This is a genomic window from Mesorhizobium sp. B2-6-1 (genome assembly GCF_006440475.1).
Taxonomy (GTDB): Bacteria; Pseudomonadota; Alphaproteobacteria; order Rhizobiales; family Rhizobiaceae; genus Mesorhizobium.
Map to the genome: position 1 here is coordinate 193,141 of NZ_VFUH01000003.1, position 19,772 is coordinate 212,912.

A 19,772-nucleotide genomic window follows, 5' to 3' on the forward strand; every position below is an offset into this window, starting at 1 on the left:
GATGACGGTTCCCTATACGGTCATCGGCACCGTGGTTGCCAAACCCGAAACCCGCGATGAACTGCAAAGAATCCTGTCGGGCCTCGTCGAACCGACACGTGCCGAGGAGGGCTGCATCAACTACGACTTCCATGTCGACCCGGCTGACCCCTGCGTATTCATGTTTTACGAGAACTGGCGTTCGAAGGACGATCTCGACAGGCACCTCTCCATGCCACATCTGATGCCGCTGTTCGGGAAGCTCGACGACCTCGTTGCGCGGCCGGTGGATGTCCGTCAATTCGTCATGCTCAGCCAGCTGGCGCTGGCATCGCATGAGCGATCGTTTCCAACCCCGCACGGTGAGAGCAGATCCGATGGAGACAGGTAAAGCGCTCGGGACGCGGGTGACAGCTGAAAGTGCCAGCTTTTGACGGAACGCCAATGGCCTCAGCCGGAAACCAGGTTTGTCAGCATGGTTGCCGCCTCGGTGCCGGCCAAGCCGAGGTCGAGAACGCTGCTCATGTGATTGGCTCCAGGAAGGGCGGTCTGCGAGACCTGTAGTCCCTGCTCCTTCAGATGCCGCGTAAACGCCTCGGCCTGGCTGTGGAATGGCGGCGTTTCATCGGTGCCGACAGCGATCTCGACCGACACCGACGGATCGAAACGGCGGGTGAGCGGCGAGAACCTGGCTGCGTCCTCGTCCGTTATCGCGATCTCGGCGGCAAGGAAAGAGGTCTGAAGGGGCTTCAGGTCGTAGAGACCGCCAAGCAGCAACGCGCCTTTGATTGTCGAAGTCCGGCCGTCGTCATTGAAAAGCATCGTCGCAAGTTGGGCGCCGGCTGAATGTCCGCTCACGGTCAGGCGCTCGGTATCGCCGCCGTGATCGCCGATATGGTCGAGCACCCAGCTTTTGGCGCGCCGCACCTGGTCGACGATCGTGGCCATCCTCACAGCCGGCATCAGCGCATAATCGACGATGACCGCGATTGCGCCGGCGCGCGTCACCGTCTCGGCGACATAGGAATAGTCGCGCTTGGAGAACATGCGCCAGTAGCCGCCATGGATGAACACATGGACCGGCAGGCGGTCGCGCTTGCCCTCCGGAAAGAACAGGTCGATGGTCTCGGTGGCATCCGCTCCATAGGGGATATCGGCAACCATCGGCATGGTTGCCCGCACCTCCGTGCTGCGACGAACGATCTCGGCGACGATGTCGTCGAACTCGGCGACGTGGTCGCGGATGCGGAAAGGATCATTCTGCATGGGCTGCCCGTTCACATGGTCACGGCGATGTACTTCGCCTCCATGAACTCGGCAATGCCGTGCTTCTGTCCGCCTTCGCGGCCAAGGCCGCTCTGCTTGACGCCGCCGAAAGGTGCCGCCGGATCCGACATCAGGCCGCGATTGAGCGCGACCATGCCCGTTTCGATCTTCGATGCCACGTGCATGCCCCTGGCCAGATCACGCGTGTAGATGTAGGCGGCAAGGCCGTATTCCGTGTCGTTGGCGCGCGCGATGACTTCGTCCTCGTTCTCGAAGCGGCTGATCGGGGCCACCGGACCGAATATCTCCTCCTGCGCCATCTCGGCATTCGCGGGCACGTCCCGAAGGACGGTCGGCGGATAGAAATAGCCCTTGTCGTCGGCGACCGCGCCGCCGCACAGGATCCTGGCCCCACGGCCGACCGCGTCCTTGACCAGCCGATCGATCTTCTCGACGGCCTTCCTGGTAATCATCGGACCGCATTCGGTGTCCGGGTCGGTGCCTGAACCGAGCTTGAGCGCGGCCATGCGTTGGCGCAGACCTTCGGCAAACGCGTCATGGATGCCGGCCTGCGCGTAGATGCGGTTGGCTGCCGTGCAGGCCTCGCCGGCGTTTCGCATCTTGGCGACCATCGCGCCGTCGAGGGCCGCGTCCAGGTCGGCGTCATCGAAGACGATGAACGGGGCGTTGCCGCCGAGTTCCATCGAGCATGAGATGACGTGCTTGGCGGCTTCGGCCAGCAGAACACGACCCACGCCGGTCGAACCGGTGAAGGATAGCTTCCGGACGCGCGGGTCGGCGAGCATGGCGGAGGTCACTGGTCCGGGGTTCGAAGTGGTGAGCACATTGACGACGCCGGGAGGCACACCCGCCTCCTCGTACAGCGCGGCGAGCGCGTAGGCGGTCAGGGGCGTCTCGCTGGCGGGCTTCAGAATGACGGTGCAGCCGGCGGCCAGCGCCGGCGCGATCTTGCGTGTCGCCATGGCGGCGGGGAAATTCCAGGGCGTTATGAGCACGCAGATGCCGATCGGATGATAATCAACGACGATCCGGTTGGCGCCTGACGGCGCCAGGCCGAACTCGCCGCTGATGCGCACCGCTTCCTCGGCATTCCAGCGGAAGAATTCAGCCGCATAGGCGACCTCGCCGCGCGCGTCGCGCAGCGCCTTGCCGTTCTCCAGCGAGATCAGCGCCGCCAGCGTATCGGACCGTTCGACCATCAATTCGAAACAACGCCGCAGGATTTCCGAACGCTTGCGCGGCGCGGTTGCGCGCCAGCTTGCAGCCGCCTTCGCAGCCGCCTCGACGGCAGCGGTGGCATCGGCAATCGTGGCGTCCGGGACAGCCGCAATCACGGCCTCCGTGGAAGGATCGATCACCTCAATGAGGCGACCGTCGGAAGACGGTCGCCAGTGTCCGTCGATATAGAGGCCGTGCGAGAATGTGGTGTAGTCGAACATGTCCGGATCTTCGTTGAGTTGCCCTTGGGGTACGTTCATCTCATCACCTCTGGTCAGACTGAGCTTGCGGCCATGTCGCCGTCATAGGCGGCCCTCACCAGCCGCCGCATCGCGGCGATGTCGAAAGGACGAGGGTTGTTCTTGATCAGTCGATCGATGCCGAGCGCCTGCTCGGCGGTCCAGTCGATCTTGTCGTGTGGAAGACCCAGATCGGCCAGCGTCCGGGTGATGCCGATCGCCGCGAACAGCCGGGCCACCTCATCGATGGTGGCGCGCGCGGTCGCCTCGGCGCTCTTTGTCTCCGTCACCCCCAGAGCGGCGCCGACCGCCGCTATTTCGTCGGTCGCGGCGGGCAGATTGTAGCTCATCACGTAGGGAAGCATCGTCGCCACGCCTAATCCGTGCGGCGTGTGGGTAAGCGCGCCGACGGGATATTGCACGGCGTGGGCAGCCGCCGTTCCGGCCGTGCCGAAAGCGCAGCCGGCCGCCAGCGCTCCCATCATGACATCGGCGCGTGCGTCTTCGTCCGAGCCGTCCCTGTACGCCTTTTCGAGACTGCGGCCCAGGAGCTGGATGGCCAGCAGCGCGAAATGATCGGTCAGGGCGCTCTTGCCGACGAAGACATGCCGCTGCGGCAAGTGCGGATCGGCGCCGCGTTTGGCGGACGTAAAGGCTTCGATCGCGTGGGTGAGCGCGTCGGCTCCGGCGATTGCCGTGAGGGAGGGCGGGCATGTCGCGGTGAGTTCCGGATCGCAGAGCGCGACCGCGGCAATGAGATGGGGACTGGAAATGCCGACCTTAAGCGTCCGCTCCGGATCGGAGATCACCGCCACCGGCGTCACTTCCGAACCGGTGCCGGCGGTGGTCGGGACCGCGATTACCGGAAGCGTGGGGCCGGGCACCTTGAACTCCCCGTAGTAGTCCTGAAGCGACCCGCCGTGACTGATCAGCAGCGCGGCGCTTTTGGCCATGTCCAGGCAACTGCCCCCACCGATCCCGATCACCATGTCCGGCTTGAAGTCCTTCGCATGGGCGGCACAGACGGCAACGCTGTCACGAGGAACATCCGGGAGGATGCGATCGTACACGAGCGTTTCGATCGAGCCTGCTCTCAGTGCCGCGCTGATCTGCGCGAACATTGGCGTCCCGGCGAAACGCTCATCCGTGCAGATGAATGCGCGCCGGCCATATTTGGCGGCAATATCAGGCAGCGCGTGGCGCTGGCCTTTGCCGAAAAGAATCTCATGCGGCAACCGGGCTGCTGCAAATAGCGTCATGAACTGTGTCCTTCGAATATGGATTGGCGAGCGGGGGATCGGAGATCATCGCTTGCCCAGCGTGCGTGGCGTGGTTCGGGCAAGGCACGGGCCAGAGCCGTCGAGTTTTCCTGCTTCATTAAATATCCTCTATAAAATCGTATAGGATATAGGATTGAATTGCGCGGAGCATCGTGTTAGAGGTCGCTCCTGTCAAGAGGCAAAACATGCAGAATCCAGACCTTACCGTCGACAATGACGCTCGGTTGGCGGGCCGCATCCAGCGCGCCAACAGCCTGTCGGGCGACGTCTACGAGGCGATCTTCCAGCAGCTGATGTCGCTGAAGATAGCTCCGGGATCGCGGATCACCGTCGATAACCTCGTCAAGGAGTTCAACGTCTCGCATACGCCCATCCGCGAAGCTCTTGGGCGGCTGGAAGGCGAGGGCCTGGTGGTGAAAACCCATCTTATCGGGTACCGGGCCGCGCCCCAGATCACACGGCGCCGTTTCGACGAACTCTATGAACTGCGCCTGCTGCTCGAACCCGCAGCCGCCGCCAAGACAGCCGCTGCGCTCGATGAAGCCCGGCTGATGATTTTGCAGGAGGCGGCTGGCGTGATGGCCAGGCGGGTGGGCAAGGACGAACGCCTGCGTTATTCGAACTTCGCCCGCCAGGATGCTATCTTCCACGACAAGGTCATGGAGTTCGCGCAGAACGAGCTCATCCGCGAAACGCTGAACCACCAGCACACCCACTTCCACATTTTCCGCCTGATGTATCACTCGCGGGTCACCGAGGAGGCGCTCGACGAGCACGAAGCCATCCTCGCCGCTTTCGCGGCCAGCGATCCGGTTGCCGCCGAAAAGGCCATGCGCGTGCACATAGAGAATTCGCGGGACAGGCTCCTGCCTGCATTCGAGTAGGCCGCGATGCCAGTTGCCACTCGCATCGACGGAAGCGTCACCGCTTTGCCGCCGGAGCCCACACCGGCTGTGGCTCCGGTGCTACGCGCGGAAGGGCTTTGCAAACAATACGGCCCGGTGACCGTGTTGTCGGACATCACGCTGGATATTTTCCCTGGCGAGATCCATGCCGTCATCGGCGAGAATGGCGCCGGCAAGTCGACGTTCATGCGCTTGCTTTCCGGTTACATCGAGCCAACCGCCGGCAGCCTGTCCATGGCCGGTGACCGCGTGAGTTTCAGGACACCTCACCAGGCGCAGGCGGCCGGCATCGCGCTGGTGCATCAGGAAATCCTCCTGGCCGAAGCGCTCACGGTGACTGACAATCTCTTTCTCGGCCGCGAGCTCTCCAGGCGCGGAATCGTCGATGATGGCGCCATGCGCCGCATAGCGGCCGCGAAACTGGCCGAGATCGGTTGCGAGGTGTCGCCGACCGCGCTGGTCCGAGACATTTCGCTGGCGGATCGCCAGCTCGTGCAAATCGCCCGCGCGTTGCTCGACGACCACAGGGTCGTCATCTTCGACGAGCCAACAGCGGTGCTGACCGGTGGGGAGGTCGAGCGTTTGCTCGCCATCATCTTCGGGCTCAGGGCGCGGGGCATCGCGGTTCTCTACATCAGCCATCGCCTCGACGAGGTGCAGCGGCTGGCGGACAAGGTCACGGTCCTGCGCGACGGCAAGATGATCGGCACCTATCCCGGCCATGCGTTGAGCCAGGCCGACATGGCGCAGCTTATGGTCGGGCGCGAACTCGCCGCGCTTTATCCTCACAAGCGCGAGGTCCAGACGAGCCGGCCCATGCTGACCGTCAGAAACGCGACTGTTCCAGGTTATGCACGGGACGTGTCCTTTACCGTTCACAAAGGCGAGATTCTTGGCTTCGCCGGCATGATCGGGGCGGGGCGAACCGAGTTGTTCGAAGGCATTGTGGGGCTTAGGCCGGCGACGGCTACGATCGAGCTCAACGGGTCGCCGATACAGATACGTTCGCAGCGCGAGGCCATAGAGGCGGGCATCGGCTATCTGACGGAAGATCGCAAGGGCAAGGGCCTGCTTTTGCAGGAGCGGCTGGCGCCGAACCTGACTCTCTCGTCGCTTGACCTTCTGCATCCGGGACTGCTGGTTCTGCGCGGTCGCGAATCCGAGGCGCTCGCCCGGGCCGTCTCCAGCTACGACATCCGGGTGAAGAGCCACAACGCCAGGGCAGGGCAGCTTTCGGGCGGAAACCAGCAGAAACTTCTGCTGGCCAAGGTGCTCCTGACCAATCCTTCGGTCGTGATCATCGATGAGCCGACGCGCGGGATCGACATCGCCAACAAGGCGCAGATCTACGCCTTCATCCAGGAACTCGTGGGCCAAGGCAAAGCCTGCATCGTCATCTCGTCGGAGATGCAGGAACTGGTCGGCATCTGCGACCGCGTCCTGGTCATGCGCGAAGGCAGGATCAGCGGCGAGGTCTCGGGCGAAACGATGATCGAAAGCAACATCGCGCTGCTGGCGACCAGTGACAAAGGCCATGGCACGGCCCAAGGAGGAAGACAGTGACGGCGCTTACCCATTCCATGTCTGCCCGAAGCGACAGGCAGCACCATTTCTCGTGGACGGATGCCGGCCCTTTCCTCGCATTGTTCGCACTGCTGGTGGCGGGATTCCTCATCAATCCGGATTTTCTTTCCGCGACAAACCTAGGCAACGTGATCACGCGCAGCGCTTATGTCGCCATCATAGCCGTCGGCGCCACATTCGTGATCTCATCAGGCGGGCTCGACCTTTCGGTCGGCTCGATGGTCGCCTTCATCGCCGGCGTCACGATCATGTTCATGAACATGATGGCCCCCAGCCTCGGCCTTTGGGCCATCCCGGCAGGCATGGTGATAGCAGTCGTCGCGGGGCTTCTATGCGGCCTCGCGAACGGTCTCATCGTCACGGTCGGAAGGATCGAGCCGTTCATCGCCACGCTCGGCACAATGGGTATCTTCCGCGCACTGATCACCTACATGACCGACGGCGGCACGATCCCGATCGATCGCTCGCTGCGGGACGCGTACCGGCCGGTCTATTTCGGCGCCGTCGCGGGCATTCCGGTGCCGATCCTTCTGTCGGCGCTCGTTGCGGTGGTCGGCGCATTTGTCCTCTACAAGACCAAATATGGCCGCAAATGCGCGGCGGTGGGCGCGAACGAGGACGTCGCTCGCTATTCGGGCATCTCGGTCGTCAAGACGCGCACCATTGCCTATGTCATCCAGGGTGCATGCGTGGCGGTCGCCGCCATCTGTTACGTGCCTCGTCTGGGAGCCGCCACCCCGACCACCGGACAGCTTTGGGAGCTGCAGGTGATAACGGCCGTTGTCATTGGCGGAACGGCGCTGCGGGGCGGCAAGGGCCGCATCTGGGGCACCATCGCCGGTGCGGTGATCCTGGAGCTGATCGCCAACCTGATGGTGTTGTCGGATTTCGTTTCCGAATACCTCGTCGCCGCGGTGCAGGGCGTCATCATCATCATCGCCATGCTCGTGCAAAGATTTTCGAAATAGCTCGTCTTCGGACCGGACGGGCGCCTGTTGTGTGGTCCATATCTCTGGGAGGTATTTATGTTTAGCAGGAAATGGGTTGCCGTTGCGGCAGTCGGCGCACTGATGGTGGCCGGCCAGGCGCTTGCAGCCGACAAGAAGGTGGTCGCGGTGTCGATCCCGGCGGCGGATCATGGCTGGACGGCCGGCATCGTCTATCACGCGCAGGCCGCCGCAAAGGAAATCAACGCGGCCTTCCCGGATGTCGAAGTCGTCGTGAAGACGTCGCCCTCGGCGGCCGACCAGGTAAGCGCGCTGGAGGATCTGTCGGCCAGCCGCAAGCTGGATGCGCTGGTGATACTGCCCTACACCTCCGAGGAACTGACCCAGCCGGTGAAAGCCATCAAGGAGATGGGTACGTTCATCACCGTCGTCGACAGGGGATTGACCGACCCTTCCATCCAGGACCTGTATCTTGCCGGCGACAACATCGCGGTTGGCACCAACACGGCGAAGTTCATGATCGACAAACTGGGCGGCAAAGGTGACGTCGTCGTGCTGCGCGGCATTCCCACCGTCATCGACGACGAGCGCATCAAGGGCTTCGAGGATACCATCAAGGGCACCGGCCTGAAGGTGCTCGACATGCAGTATGCACACTGGAACAGCGACGAGGCCTTCAAGCTCATGCAGGATTACCTGGCCAAGCACCCGCACATCGATGCGGTCTGGGCCAATGACGACGACATGCTTCTCGGTGTGCTCGAGGCCGTCAAGCAGTCCGGCCGAACCGATATCAAGCTAGCGCTCGGCGGCAACGGCATGAAGGACATCGTGAAGAAGGTGATAGACGGGGATGCGATGACACCGGTCGAGACGCCGTATCCGCCGGCGATGATCAAGACCGCTATCTACATGACCGTGGCCAACTTGATCGGCCAGGCTCCGGTTCGCGGTGCCGTCAAACTCGACGCCCCGCTCATAACCCAGGCCAACGCCAAGGAATATTACTTCCCCGACTCCCCGTTCTGAGGCCCGCATCCGAATGAGGCAAGGCGCGTGATGCGCCTTGCATGCCAACAACAGAGAGGAAGAGCTATGCCAGGCAAGAAGATATTGATGCTGACCGGTGAGTTCACCGAGGAATACGAGATTTTCGTTTACCAGCAAGCGATGGAAGCCGTTGGTCACACGGTCCATGTCGTCTGCCCCGACAAGAATGCGGGCGACCTGATCAAGACCTCGCTGCACGATTTCGAAGGGGACCAGACCTACACCGAAAAGCTCGGGCACTACGCGCTGATCAACAAGACGTTCTCGGATGCGGAAAAGCAGCTCGACCAGTACCACGCGGTCTACTGCGCGGGCGGACGCGGACCGGAATACATCCGCACCGACAAGCGGGTGCAGACGATCGTTCGACACTTTCACGAGACCAAGAAGCCGATCTTCACGATCTGCCATGGCGTGCAGATCCTGATTGCGGTCGACGGCGTCGTGCGCGGCAAGAAGGTCGGGGCGCTGGGCGCCTGCGAGCCGGAAGTCACTCTCGCGGGCGGTACCTATATCGACCTCTCGCCGACGGAAGCCTATGTCGATGGTACGATGGTGTCGGCCAAGGGATGGACGGCGCTGGCCGCCTTCATCCGTGAGTGCCTGAAAGTGCTCGGCACGGAAATCCGCCACAACTGAGCCGCTAACCAAGGCGGAGGCCGGCGCGCTGCCGTGGCGTGTCGGCCTCCACCAGTGATGCCGAGACCTTCGCCGATGCGGACGACTGTATCGAGCGTCGTGCAAAAGGTATGCGCGCGGTGAGTCCTGCCGGTTTAGCGGCCGACAGGATCGCCGGACAGGTCCAGCTTTTTCCTTACGCAATCGCGAGCGGAAAAACGTTACGCACTTTTCCTGGGGTTGCTTTAACGCGCGGCGGCAATCCAGTCGGCAAGGCTGCGGGCGAAGCTTCGCGGCACGATCAGGTCGCAGCTGCTCTCGCCCGTTCGCAGATAGAGCGCCGGCACGTGATGGACGGACGTCTGTACGGCACGGCCGGGAGCCGAAGCGGCGGACGACCAGTCGACCGGCATGCAGGCAGAGAGAATGTCCTGAAGACGCGCACCCTCCATCCTGAATCGCACCCGGCCTTCGCCGAGCAGAACCGAGCAGCCCAATTCAGGATCGATCGCAATGGCCGGCGGTTCCGCACCTGTCTCGACGATCAGCCAAAGACGGCGGGGCGCGATCCTGACGATGAGGGCGCCAGCATGCCGAACCGTCTCGCCGACGTCGGCAGGAAGCGTCGCGCCCAAGGCCTGCGAGACGCTCGTTTCGAATCTTGCCAGTGTTCCGTCCCAGCCCTCGATCTGAACGATCGGGCAATCGGAGGCCCACAGGTTGAAGTCCTTCGACAGCACAGGTTCAACCATGCATGCGCTCTCCCTTGGGATCGAGGAAGACGGAGGGCACGACGCGGGCGCGAACCGTCTCTGTCCGCATCGGGTAGACCGCGGTGATCTCGTCTCCTTCGGCCGGGGCATTGCCGGCGAACAGCGCCAGTCCGACATAGTGGCCGAGTTCCGGGCTGAAGGTGACCGACGTGATCCGGCCGCGCCCGTGGCCGGTGACGGCATCGCCAGGCAGGAACAATATGGCGCCTCCGCGCAGCCGCTTGCCGTCCTCGATGCATTCCAGCCCGATGAGGCGCTGGCGGTCGGGCGCCTGAAACGCCGGGCGGCGTCGGAGGACGTCGCCGACGAATCCGCTGCGTTTGCCAACCATGCGGCCGAGGCCGAGATCGTCGAGCGTGGTGCGGCCATCGATCTCGGGCCCGGCGACATGGCCCTTTTCGACGCGCAGCGCACCAAGCGCCTCGACGCCATAGGGCTTGAGGCCGAACGGCGCGCCTGCTTCGATGAGACGGCTCCAGGCCTGTTTGCCGGCGCTGGCGCCGACATAGATCTCGTAGGCGCGCTCGCCGGAATAGCTGAGGCGAATAACGCGCAGGGCCCGTCCGTCGAACCCGGCTTCGATGACGCCCATATGCGGCAGCGTCTCGTTGGAGACATCGAGCGCGGGAAAGGCGGCGGCAAGGACATCGCGGCTTCGTGGCCCGGCGATCGACATCGCCGCCCACTCGTCGCTTACCGATGAGACCGCGACACGCAAATCCGGCCAGGCGGTGTCGAGCAGAAATTCCAGCCGCGACAAGACGTCGGCGGCCTTGGCGGTAGAGGTGGTCATGAAGAAGCGATTTTGCGACAAGCGCGTGGTGGTGCCGTCGTCGAAGACGATGCCGTCGTCGCGCAGCATGACGCCGTAGCGCGCGCGGCCAACGGGAAGCTTGGCGAAACCATTGGCGTAGACGCGGTCGAGGAAGATGGCCGCGTCCGGTCCCTGCACGTCGATCTTGCCGAGGGTGGAAATGTCCATCAGCCCGGCGCCGCCGCGTACGGCCCGCATCTCCGCGACATAGGCTTCATTCACGTCGCGTCCGGCATCGCGATAGAAATACGGACGCATCCAGAGGCCGACCTCGAGCATCTCGGCACCGTTTGCCAGGTGCCAGTCGTGCATCGGCGTGCGGCGGACCGGCTTGAAATGATGACCGACGGCACGGCCGGCCAGCGCGCCGATCGCGAGCGCCGCGTAGGGCGGGCGGAAGGTCGTGGTTCCGGTTTGCGGGATCGTTGCCCGGCGCAGCGCCGCCATGGCGGAAAGTGCTGCGAAATTGCTGGTTTTGCCCTGGTCGGTCCCCATGCCGAGCGTGGTGTAGCGCTTCAGGTGTTCGACCGATTCATAGCCCTCGCGATGGGCGAGCTCGATGTCCTTGGTGGTCACATCCATCTGTAGATCGACGAAGGCCTTGCTGCGCCCCGCGGAAGAGATCGCACGAAAGGGAGCGGCCGGGGCCCCTTCGAGATCGAGTTCATCCGGCGCCGGCATGGCCGCCGGTTTTCCACAGAAGCATGCCGCTTCGACGCCGGCGCGGTGGCCGTCCTCGATCGCGTCGGCGGTCGAGAAGCGCCCCATCATCGCGCCGGCGCCGAACTGGCCTGCCGGAAAGCCGCCCGGAACGAAGCCGTCGATGTCGTCGCGATAGACGGGCCTGACGCCAAGATGCGAGGTGAGATGCACCGTCGGCGACCAGCCGCCGGAGACGCAGACGAAATCGCAGGCGATTTCCGATTTGGCGCTCGGGCCGGCAAGCCGTACGGCCTTCACCGCATGGCTGCCGCGCAGATCGGCGATCCGGGTTCCGGAGCGGATCTCTACGTTCAGGCGTCCGGCTTCCGCCGCCAGACCGGCGGGCGGAGCGCCGCGCTGATCCGCGACCGTCACCTGCGCGCCGGCGGCGGCGAGGTCGAAAGCAGCGCGATAGGCGCCGTCGTTCATCGTGGCCACGAGGATATTCTTCCCCGGCAGCACGGCGAAGCGGTTGAGATAGGTCCGGGCGGCGGACGCCAGCATGATGCCTGGCCGGTCGTTGTTGGAGAACACCAGCGGCCGTTCGATAGCACCGGCGGCAAAGATGATCGAGCCGGCGCGAAGCACGATGAAAACCTGCCGAGCAGCGCCTTGCGCGACCTGGCCGTCATGCCTCTCGATCAGCCCCAGCGTGTTGCCATCATAGGTGCCGAACGCCATCGTCTTGCGCATCAGGGTGACGTTGGGCTGGCCGGCAAGCTCCGCCTCGATCTTTGTCAGCCAGGCTGCCGCCTTGCCATCGGTGCGCTCGGCAAGAAGCTGGCCACCGAGCAGAAAGTCCTGTTCGACGAGGACGACCCTGGCGCCGCTGGCTGCCGCGGCGCGCGCCGCCGACAGGCCGGCAGGGCCGCCGCCGACGACTGCAACATCGGCAAATGCATGCCCGGTCTCGTAACGGTCGGGATCGGGTTCGGTGCCGGCACGGCCCAATCCCGCGGCTTTGCGGATGAAATGCTCGTAAAACATCCAGGCGCGGCGGGTCGGACCCATGAAGGTCTTGTAGTAGAAGCCGGCGGAAAGGAGGGGCGCAAACAGGCCGTTGACGCTCTGCACGTCGAAGGCAAGAGACGGCCAGCGATTCTGGCTTTCGGCAGTCATACCTTCAGCCAGTTCCAGTGTCGTGGCCGGAAGGTTCGGTTCGCGCCGTCCGCCGCTTCCGAGCGTAACCAGCGCGTTGGGTTCTTCCGGGCCGGCCGAGAAGATGCCGCGCGGCCGATGGTATTTGAAGCTGCGGGCTGTCAGCATGAGCCGATTGGCAAGCAGCGCGGAAGCAAGCGTATCGCCTCGATAGCCGCCCAGCTCGCGGCCGTCGAATGTGAAGCGGAGCGGCTGCGTGCGGTCGATACGGCCGCCGGCGGCCAGACGATTTCCAATCATTTTCATGCTGGCATGTTCCTGGCGAAGCCGACCGATGCGATAGCGTGGTTCCTCGTGTCGCGCTCGATGACCAGCCATTGCCGGCAGCCGGTCACATGCTGCCAGAATTCCCGGTGCAGCCCCGCCGGGTTCTTGCGCACGTAGACATAGCGGTACCACGCCTCCGGATCGGGATCGTCATGCGCCGGGCGCACCGCGGAAGCGTCGCCGCCATAGCGGAACTCGTCATGGTCGCGCGGGCCGCAGCATGGGCAGTCGATGCGAAGCATTTCTCTCGCTCTCTATTGCAGCCAGGCCGAGGGGCCGGCGCCGGCCTCGTCGAGCGTGTGGCCGGTCCGGAAACGGTCGAGCGCGTAGGCGGCGGTCAGCGGATGCGGCTTGCCGGTGGCCAGCATATGGGCAAAGCACCAGCCGGAGGCCGGCGTCGCCTTGAAGCCGCCATAGCACCAGCCGCCATTGAGATAGAGCCCTTCTATCGGGGTCGGGCAGATGATCGGACTGGCGTCCGGCGTCATGTCCATGACGCCGCCCCAATGGCGCAGCAGCCTGACACGCGAGATGCAGGGCATCAGGGCTATCGCCGCCTCCGCCACTTCGCCCACGACGCCGAGATTGCCGCGCTGGGCGTAGGAATTGTAGCCGTCGAGATTGCCACCGAAGACCAGCCCGCCCTTGTCCGACTGGCTGACATAGAAATGGTCTGCGCCATAAGCGACGACGTGATCTACCAGCGGCTTGAGCGGCTCGGTGACGAAAGCCTGGAGCACGTGGCTTTCGATCGGCAGTTCCAGGCCGGCCCTGGCGGCGAGGAGCGAAGTATGGCCTGCGACGGCGAGGCCGACCTTGCCGGCGCCGATGCGGCCCTTGCTGGTCTCGACGCCGACGATCCTTTCGCCGTCGCGGACAAAGCCGGTCACCTCGCAATTCTGGATGATGTCGACCCCGTGGCCGTCGGCAGCGCGCGCATAGCCCCAGGCGACGGCGTCATGGCGGGCGGTGCCTGCGCGGCCTTGCAAGATCGCACCATGGATCGGAAATCGCGCGGTTTCGGAGAAATCGAGATAGGGTACCAGCCGGCGCACAGCGTCGCGGTCGAGTATGTCGGCGTCGATGCCGTTCAGACGCATGATGTTGGCGCGATGGCTGAATGTGTCGAGTTGATCGGCCGAATGGGCAGTGACGATCTGGCCGCGCTGCGAAAACATCACGTTGAAGTTCAGCGCCCGCGACAAGCCTTCCCACAGCTTGACCGAGAATTCGTAGAACTGGGTGTTGCCGTCGAGCAGGTAGTTGGAGCGGATGACGGTGGTGTTGCGGCCGACATTGCCGCCGCCGACATAGCCCTTTTCCAGAACGGCGACATTGCGGATGCCGTGGTTCTCGGCGAGGTAGAAAGCCGTCGCAAGGCCATGCCCGCCGCCACCGACGACGATCACGTCATAGGCGGGCTTCGGCTCGGCCGCGCGCCAGGCGCGCCGCCAGTTCTTCTGGCCGGAAAGGGCATTGCGGAAAATCGAAAACGCCGAATAGCGCGCCATGTTCATGGTCTAGCGGACGATCGGGCCGGCCGGGGTGCGGGTCAGCACTTCGGCCCCCGCATCGGTCAGCAGCACGGTGTTGGAGATGAAATGGTCGCCGCGGCCGGTGCCCATCAGCCAGGACAGGATGTGGAAGCTCATCCCGGTCTCGATTTCGAGATCGGAATCGTGCCTGAGGCCCGTCACCGAATTGCCGCCGGTCCATGAGGGCGGCTGGCCGATGCCGACGAGATAGCCGCAATGATGGCGGCGATAATGCGACAGGCCGGCCTCGTCAGCGACGCCTTGCCAGGCGGCGTAGACATCGCGCGCCCAGGCGCCTGGCTCGAGCGCCCTGACGACGGCCTCGAATGCCTTGGCCGTGACCTCGGCCATGGCGGCATCTTCGTCCTTGATGTTGCCGATGCGGATCAGCCGGCCAAGCGGCGCGTGATAGCGCGAGACACAGCCCGACAGTTCGACGAAGACCGGCTCGCCGCTGCGATAGATGCCGTCGCCCCAGGTCGTGTGCTCCTCGCCGAGCCGGGCGGCGGGCCGGATGAACGGGCCGAAGCCCGGCGCGTGGCCGCCGGCGCGCACCATCGCCGCCACGCATTGGGCGGCAACCTCCTGCTCGGCGGCGCCGTCGGAGATGGCAGCGATTGCGGCACCTGCCGCAGCATCCGTGACCTTGGCGGCGCGGCGCATCAGCACCTGTTCCTCGGCGCTCTTCACCAACCGCATCTTGTCGACCAGCCCGGAGACGTCGCTCCACTTGGCGTCGGCCTGCGCCTCGAGCTTCAGGGCGAGGCCGTGGCTGAGTCCGGAGGTCCAGTGTTCGAGGCCTATCCGTTTGCCGGCCAGGCCGAGTTCGGAAATAACGCGTGCGGTGAGGTCGGCCGCGGTCTCGCTGTCGGAGTGACCACGGAATTCCGCCGCCCTTACCTGGTTCTCGATCGTTACCTTCTCCATCGACCGGGTGACCAGGATAGGGCGCCGGTCGAGCGTGACGATCAGGAGGTGCGGCGCGAAATAACCCCAATGGTCGAGGCCGGTGAGGTAGAAAACAGTCTCCGGCGAGGCGAAGACGGCGGCGTCGAGCTTGCGCTCTGCCAATGCCGTGCGAACTTTCGACAAGCGGCCGGCGATCTCGGCTTCGGAAAAGGGATTGCGGTCCATTGAGGTGTCCTTGAGTTGCCGGTCCTGGGCTGATGGTCAGTCAATGACGATGGGATCGGGGGCCACGTCGCAGAGCCGCTCGCCGCCGCCTTCGGTGACGCTGGGGTCCTGACAGATGATGAGATCGAAGCCGGCCTTGCCATGCGTTGTCTCACGTCGGCCAGGCGCTGCGCGTATTCCGCCTTGCTGAACCCGCCCGACGCGTCCAAAGCCGTTTTCCTTCCTGCCCTCATCCAAAGGCGGTTCGTATCGCATCGAGAAAGCACACCTTAATTGTGCACAACTTGCGCATCACAAAGCCGCACAATCAAGCCCAATGGCGATTTTTCCAGATTCGTACAGTGCGTCTTGCGATATGTCCAGATGAGTTGTATACGTCTTAGTGCGCTTGACGCGATGGTGGAGAAACATCGTTCGAGCCCGATAATTATCGAAGAAGAAAAGGGGAAAGCATGTTCACGTCACAGATATCCCGCCGCGCGCTCGTGAAGGCCGCCGCCTGTCTTGCGCTCGCCGCGACCGCATTCACGTCACTGCCGGCCCATGCCGAAACGACGCTCGAACGCGCCAAGAAGGACGGCTATATCCGCGTCGGCTTCGCCAATGAGGCGCCGTTCGGTTTCGCCACGCCTGACGGCAAATTGACCGGCGAAGCGCCGGAAGTCGCCAAGGCGGTGCTCGCCAAGATGGGCATTGCGCAGGTCGACGGCGTGCTGACCGAATTCGGCTCGCTCATTCCGGGTCTCAAGGCCGGCCGCTTCGACATCATCGCCGCCGGCATGTTCATCAATCCCAAGCGCTGCGCCGAGATCAATTTTTCCGAACCGTCCTATGGCATCGGCCAGGCCATGCTGGTCGCGAAGGGCAATCCGAAAGGCGTGAAGGACTATTCGAGCATCAAGGACAATCCCGATCTCAAGCTCGCCGTGATGGCGGGCGCCGTCGAGGGGGGATATGCGAAGGACGCCGGCGTTGCCCAAGGACAAGTCGTTTCCTTGCCCGACCAATCCAGCCTGGTCGCGGCGGTCCAGTCTGGCCGTGCCGATGCTGCCGCGCTAACCGCGCTCTCGATCGCCGACATGGCCAAGAAGGCCGATGGCGTCGAATCGACCAAGCCCTTCGGTGAAGTTGCCGGCAAGTCGGTGAAGGGCCATGGCGGCTTCGGCTTCCGCAAGGAGGACACCGATCTGCAGGAAGCGTTCAACGCCGAACTGAAGAAGTTCCTCGGTACGCCGGAGCATATCGCGCTGGTCGAGCCGCTCGGCTTCGGCAAGGATTATCTGCCGAACAAGTCGACTGCAGAGCTCTGCAAGGGCGAATAAATTCCCAACTGCTGGGCGGCGTGAAAACGCCGCCCTCTTTTTTCCTCGGAGAAGCAGATGGGTATCCGCACGCTCGTTGCCATGCTGGTCGTTTCGCTGGCCGTGATCGCGGCGCTGGCGACGCAGGAGACATACAGGCTGTTCCTACCGGGACTATTGCAGGGTGCCGTCCTGACGATCGAGATCGCCGTCCTCGGCAGCCTGCTGGCGGTCGTGATGGGGGTGCTCGCCGCGCTGGCGCGCATGTATGGTCCAGCGCCCCTCAGATGGCTGGCGACGGTCTATGTCGAAATCTTTCGCGGCACCTCGGCGCTGGTGCAATTGTTCTGGCTGTTTTTCGTGCTGCCGCAATTCGGGGTCACGCTCGACGCGTTTCCCGTCGCGGTGCTGGCGCTTGGCTTGAATGTCGGCGCCTATGGATCCGAATGCGTGCGCGGCGCAATCCAGTCGGTCGCGCGCGGCCAATGGGAGGCGGGAACGGCGCTCAACATGAGCCGCGCGCAAATGCTGCGCCGGATCATCCTGCCCCAAGCCTTCGTCGCCATGATCCCGCCCTGGGGCAATCTTTTCATCGAGCTTTTGAAATCGACGGCGCTGGTTTCGCTGATCACGCTCACGGACCTCGCCTTCAAGGCGCAGCAGATGAACCAGAACACCTTCAAGACCATTCCCATCTTCACGCTGGTGCTGCTGATGTACCTCGCCATGTCGCTCACCGTTTCCATCGGCATGCGGCTTCTCGAAAGGCGGGCCTCGCTCGGCCTGGCGCGGGGGAGGGCGGCATGATCTGGGATTGGAGTTTTGCCGCGGAGATCCTGCCGGTGCTGGCACGCGCCGCCGTCGTCTCGATCGAGGCGACGCTGCTCGGCTTCGTCATCGCGGCTTTGCTCGGCCTGGTCCTTGCGGTAATCCGTATCGCGGTGCCCTGGACCGGCTGGACGATCTCGGTGCTGGTCGAACTGATCCGCTCGACGCCGCTGCTCATCCAGATCTTCTTTCTCTATTTCGTCTTTCCGAAATTCGGCGTCGTGCTCGACGCATTCACGGCCGGTGTTCTGGCCATCGGCATCCACTACGCCGCCTATTGCTCGGAGGTCTACCGCGCGGGCTTCGACAACATCCATCGCGGCCAGTGGGAAGCCTCGATCGCACTCAACCTCTCCTCCTGGACGACCTTTCGCGACATCATCATCCCGCAAGCGATACCGCCGATCGTGCCGGCGCTCGGCAACTATCTCGTCGCGCTGTTCAAGGAGACGCCGCTGCTGTCGGCCATCGCCGTGCTGGAACTCATGCAGACGGCCAAGATCATCGGCTCCGAAACCTTCCGCTACACCGAACCGATCACGCTGGTCGGCCTGTTCTTCCTGGCCATGAGCCTGGTTTCGGCCGCGCTCATCCGTGCTCTCGAACGCCTGCTCAACCGGAGGACCGCGCGATGACCGAACAACCGATGGTCCGTTTCGACAATGTCTCGAAGCGTTACGGCGCGCTCACCGTGCTCGACGGGCTGAACCTCGAAATCGCGCGCGGCGAGAAGGTTTCCGTCATCGGACCGTCCGGTTCCGGCAAGACCACGGTCTTGCGCATGCTGATGACGCTGGAGACGATCAATAACGGCGTCATCTGGGTCGAAGGCGAGCCACTGACACATATGAAGCAAGGCGGAAAGCTGGTGCCCGCCAATCTTGCCCATATCCGCCGCATCCGGGCGAAGATCGGCATGGTGTTCCAGTCTTTCAACCTGTTTCCACACATGACGGCGATGGCCAATTGCATCGAGGCGCCGATGACCGTGCTTGGCATGAAGCGGGCCGATGCCGAAGCACGGGCGGCCGAGCTTCTCGACATGGTCGGGCTGTCGCAGAAGAAGGATCATTACCCTTCACAGCTTTCCGGCGGCCAGCAACAGCGCGTCGCCATTGCCAGGGCGCTGGCGATGCGGCCCAAGATAATGCTGTTCGACGAGGTGACGTCCGCGCTCGATCCGGAACTTGTCGGCGAAGTGCTGCAAGTGATAAGGCAAATCGGCCGCGAGCATGATCTGACGATGCTCATGGTCACCCACCAGATGGGCTTCGCCAAGGAATTTTCCGATCGCGTCTGCTTCTTCTACCAGGGTAAAATTTGCGAGCAGGGGCCGCCAGCAGAGCTTTTCGGCGCACCCAAGAATGAGCGGACGCGGCAGTTCCTGCACGCTGTCCTGGAGGCTGGATGACGCTTGATACGGATGCCTCGGCCAAGACAGTGCCGCCTTCGCGTCCGCTTTCGGCGCGCGAACGGTTCGAACGCATCTACCTGATCCTGCGCGACCGTATCTGCCTTCTCGATTATCCGCCGGGGAGCCGGCTCTCCGAGGAAGAACTCGCCCAGGAATTCGAGATCAGCCGCACACCGGTCCGACGCGTGCTGGCGCGGCTCGAGGCCGAAGGGCTTGTGCAATCGATCCACGGCGTCGGTACGATCGTTACCGACGTCGACATCGAGGAGTTGCAGCAGGTCTATCATCTGCGACTGGAACTCGCGCTGCTTGTCGGCAAGCTTTCGCCAATTCCCCGAACGGCGGTCGACCTCGATCGCATCCGAGCGCTCATCGCGCGCTGCGATTCCGATATGCTCAACCCGGATCAGCGTGCCTTCCTGCAGCTGAACATGGACTTCTTCACTGAACTATCCGGCATGACCGGGAACCAGCCCCTGCGCGAAATAAGCGAAAGACTGTATTTTCAGGTTGCGCGCGTAGTCCTCAAGATGATGCCGCAGCTCGGCCTGGTGGAGGAGTTCACGGCCTTCCGGCGCGAAATGGAGGAAGTGCTGGCTGCGGCGGAAATCGGGGATTGGGAATCGATCGGGCACATCAGGCGAGCCCATATCTCGATGAGCTTTCGGCGCATGGTGCGCCATGCCGGCCGACATGATGAATTTGACGGCAAGACCTGACGGTCGTCCTTTGTCATGGT

At 63.6% G+C, this 19,772-nt stretch carries 19 protein-coding genes; 11 read left to right on the top strand and 8 right to left on the bottom strand.

What is annotated here, in order from left to right; genetic code table 11:
• Position 1 precedes the first annotated feature (1 nt).
• Positions 2-370, top strand: coding sequence for a putative quinol monooxygenase (locus FJ443_RS08630; protein WP_140517375.1), 369 nt, complete (start codon positions 2-4; stop codon positions 368-370).
• Positions 371-429: 59 nt separating this feature from the next.
• Here FJ443_RS08630 and FJ443_RS08635 read toward each other — a convergent pair whose 3' ends face one another.
• From FJ443_RS08635 to FJ443_RS08645, 3 genes are read right to left on the bottom strand one after another with little or no spacing between them, the layout of a single operon-like run.
• Positions 430-1,245 (bottom strand): alpha/beta hydrolase, encoded by an 816-nt coding sequence (locus FJ443_RS08635; protein WP_140517373.1) that lies wholly within the window; start codon positions 1,243-1,245, stop codon positions 430-432.
• 11 nt (positions 1,246-1,256) lie between these two features.
• The gene (locus FJ443_RS08640) at positions 1,257-2,744 is read right to left on the bottom strand and encodes an NAD-dependent succinate-semialdehyde dehydrogenase (RefSeq protein ID WP_140663510.1); all 1,488 of its coding nucleotides are present in this window, start codon (positions 2,742-2,744) and stop codon (positions 1,257-1,259) included.
• Positions 2,745-2,758: 14 nt separating this feature from the next.
• Positions 2,759-3,982, bottom strand: a complete 1,224-nt coding sequence (locus tag FJ443_RS08645) for an iron-containing alcohol dehydrogenase (RefSeq protein WP_140663512.1) — start codon at positions 3,980-3,982, stop codon at positions 2,759-2,761.
• A 206-nt stretch (positions 3,983-4,188) separates the two neighbouring features.
• Between FJ443_RS08645 and FJ443_RS08650 the strand changes: the two genes are divergently transcribed.
• From FJ443_RS08650 to FJ443_RS08670, 5 genes are all read left to right on the top strand, one after another.
• Positions 4,189-4,887, top strand: a complete 699-nt coding sequence (locus FJ443_RS08650) for a GntR family transcriptional regulator (RefSeq protein ID WP_140663514.1) — start codon at positions 4,189-4,191, stop codon at positions 4,885-4,887.
• 6 nt (positions 4,888-4,893) lie between these two features.
• Positions 4,894-6,471 (top strand): sugar ABC transporter ATP-binding protein, encoded by a 1,578-nt coding sequence (locus FJ443_RS08655; RefSeq protein WP_140521353.1) that lies wholly within the window; start codon positions 4,894-4,896, stop codon positions 6,469-6,471.
• Positions 6,472-6,488: 17 nt separating this feature from the next.
• Positions 6,489-7,460, top strand: coding sequence for an ABC transporter permease (locus FJ443_RS08660; RefSeq protein WP_140499447.1), 972 nt, complete (start codon positions 6,489-6,491; stop codon positions 7,458-7,460).
• Between the two features lie 57 nt (positions 7,461-7,517).
• Entirely contained in the window at positions 7,518-8,468 is a 951-nt protein-coding gene (locus FJ443_RS08665) for a substrate-binding domain-containing protein (RefSeq protein WP_140499292.1), read from the top strand.
• A 66-nt stretch (positions 8,469-8,534) separates the two neighbouring features.
• Positions 8,535-9,128 carry a DJ-1/PfpI family protein gene (locus tag FJ443_RS08670; protein WP_140499290.1) on the top strand — a complete coding sequence of 198 codons (594 nt, stop codon included), beginning with the start codon at positions 8,535-8,537 and terminating at the stop codon, positions 9,126-9,128.
• Positions 9,129-9,352: 224 nt separating this feature from the next.
• Here FJ443_RS08670 and FJ443_RS08675 read toward each other — a convergent pair whose 3' ends face one another.
• From FJ443_RS08675 to FJ443_RS08695, 5 genes are read right to left on the bottom strand one after another with little or no spacing between them, the layout of a single operon-like run.
• The gene (locus FJ443_RS08675; RefSeq protein ID WP_226880567.1) at positions 9,353-9,859 is read right to left on the bottom strand and encodes a sarcosine oxidase subunit gamma family protein; all 507 of its coding nucleotides are present in this window, start codon (positions 9,857-9,859) and stop codon (positions 9,353-9,355) included.
• The gene (locus FJ443_RS08680; protein WP_348641932.1) at positions 9,852-12,800 is read right to left on the bottom strand and encodes a sarcosine oxidase subunit alpha family protein; all 2,949 of its coding nucleotides are present in this window, start codon (positions 12,798-12,800) and stop codon (positions 9,852-9,854) included. The genes FJ443_RS08675 and FJ443_RS08680 overlap by 8 nt, the downstream gene beginning before the upstream one ends.
• Positions 12,797-13,063, bottom strand: coding sequence for a sarcosine oxidase subunit delta (locus tag FJ443_RS08685; protein ID WP_140584683.1), 267 nt, complete (start codon positions 13,061-13,063; stop codon positions 12,797-12,799). Before FJ443_RS08685 ends, FJ443_RS08680 begins: the two co-directional genes overlap by 4 nt.
• Positions 13,064-13,075: 12 nt before the next feature.
• Positions 13,076-14,332 (bottom strand): sarcosine oxidase subunit beta family protein, encoded by a 1,257-nt coding sequence (locus tag FJ443_RS08690; RefSeq protein ID WP_140517363.1) that lies wholly within the window; start codon positions 14,330-14,332, stop codon positions 13,076-13,078.
• Positions 14,333-14,341: 9 nt separating this feature from the next.
• Positions 14,342-15,490 carry a Xaa-Pro peptidase family protein gene (locus FJ443_RS08695; RefSeq protein WP_140663516.1) on the bottom strand — a complete coding sequence of 383 codons (1,149 nt, stop codon included), beginning with the start codon at positions 15,488-15,490 and terminating at the stop codon, positions 14,342-14,344.
• 452 nt (positions 15,491-15,942) lie between these two features.
• Between FJ443_RS08695 and ehuB the strand changes: the two genes are divergently transcribed.
• Genes ehuB through FJ443_RS08720 form a run of 5 tightly spaced genes read left to right on the top strand, consistent with a single transcriptional unit; the run spans position 15,943 to position 19,752 of the window.
• Positions 15,943-16,812, top strand: coding sequence for an ectoine/hydroxyectoine ABC transporter substrate-binding protein EhuB (gene ehuB, locus FJ443_RS08700; protein ID WP_140517357.1), 870 nt, complete (start codon positions 15,943-15,945; stop codon positions 16,810-16,812).
• Positions 16,813-16,869: 57 nt separating this feature from the next.
• The gene (gene ehuC / locus FJ443_RS08705; protein WP_140517355.1) at positions 16,870-17,598 is read left to right on the top strand and encodes an ectoine/hydroxyectoine ABC transporter permease subunit EhuC; all 729 of its coding nucleotides are present in this window, start codon (positions 16,870-16,872) and stop codon (positions 17,596-17,598) included.
• Entirely contained in the window at positions 17,595-18,254 is a 660-nt protein-coding gene (ehuD, locus tag FJ443_RS08710) for an ectoine/hydroxyectoine ABC transporter permease subunit EhuD (protein WP_140499281.1), read from the top strand. The genes ehuC and ehuD overlap by 4 nt, the downstream gene beginning before the upstream one ends.
• On the top strand, positions 18,251-19,030 hold the full coding sequence (ehuA, locus tag FJ443_RS08715) for an ectoine/hydroxyectoine ABC transporter ATP-binding protein EhuA (RefSeq protein ID WP_140663518.1): 780 nt from the start codon (positions 18,251-18,253) through the stop codon (positions 19,028-19,030). Before ehuD ends, ehuA begins: the two co-directional genes overlap by 4 nt.
• Positions 19,027-19,752 (top strand): GntR family transcriptional regulator, encoded by a 726-nt coding sequence (locus FJ443_RS08720; RefSeq protein WP_140517353.1) that lies wholly within the window; start codon positions 19,027-19,029, stop codon positions 19,750-19,752. The genes ehuA and FJ443_RS08720 overlap by 4 nt, the downstream gene beginning before the upstream one ends.
• Positions 19,753-19,772 lie beyond the last annotated feature (20 nt).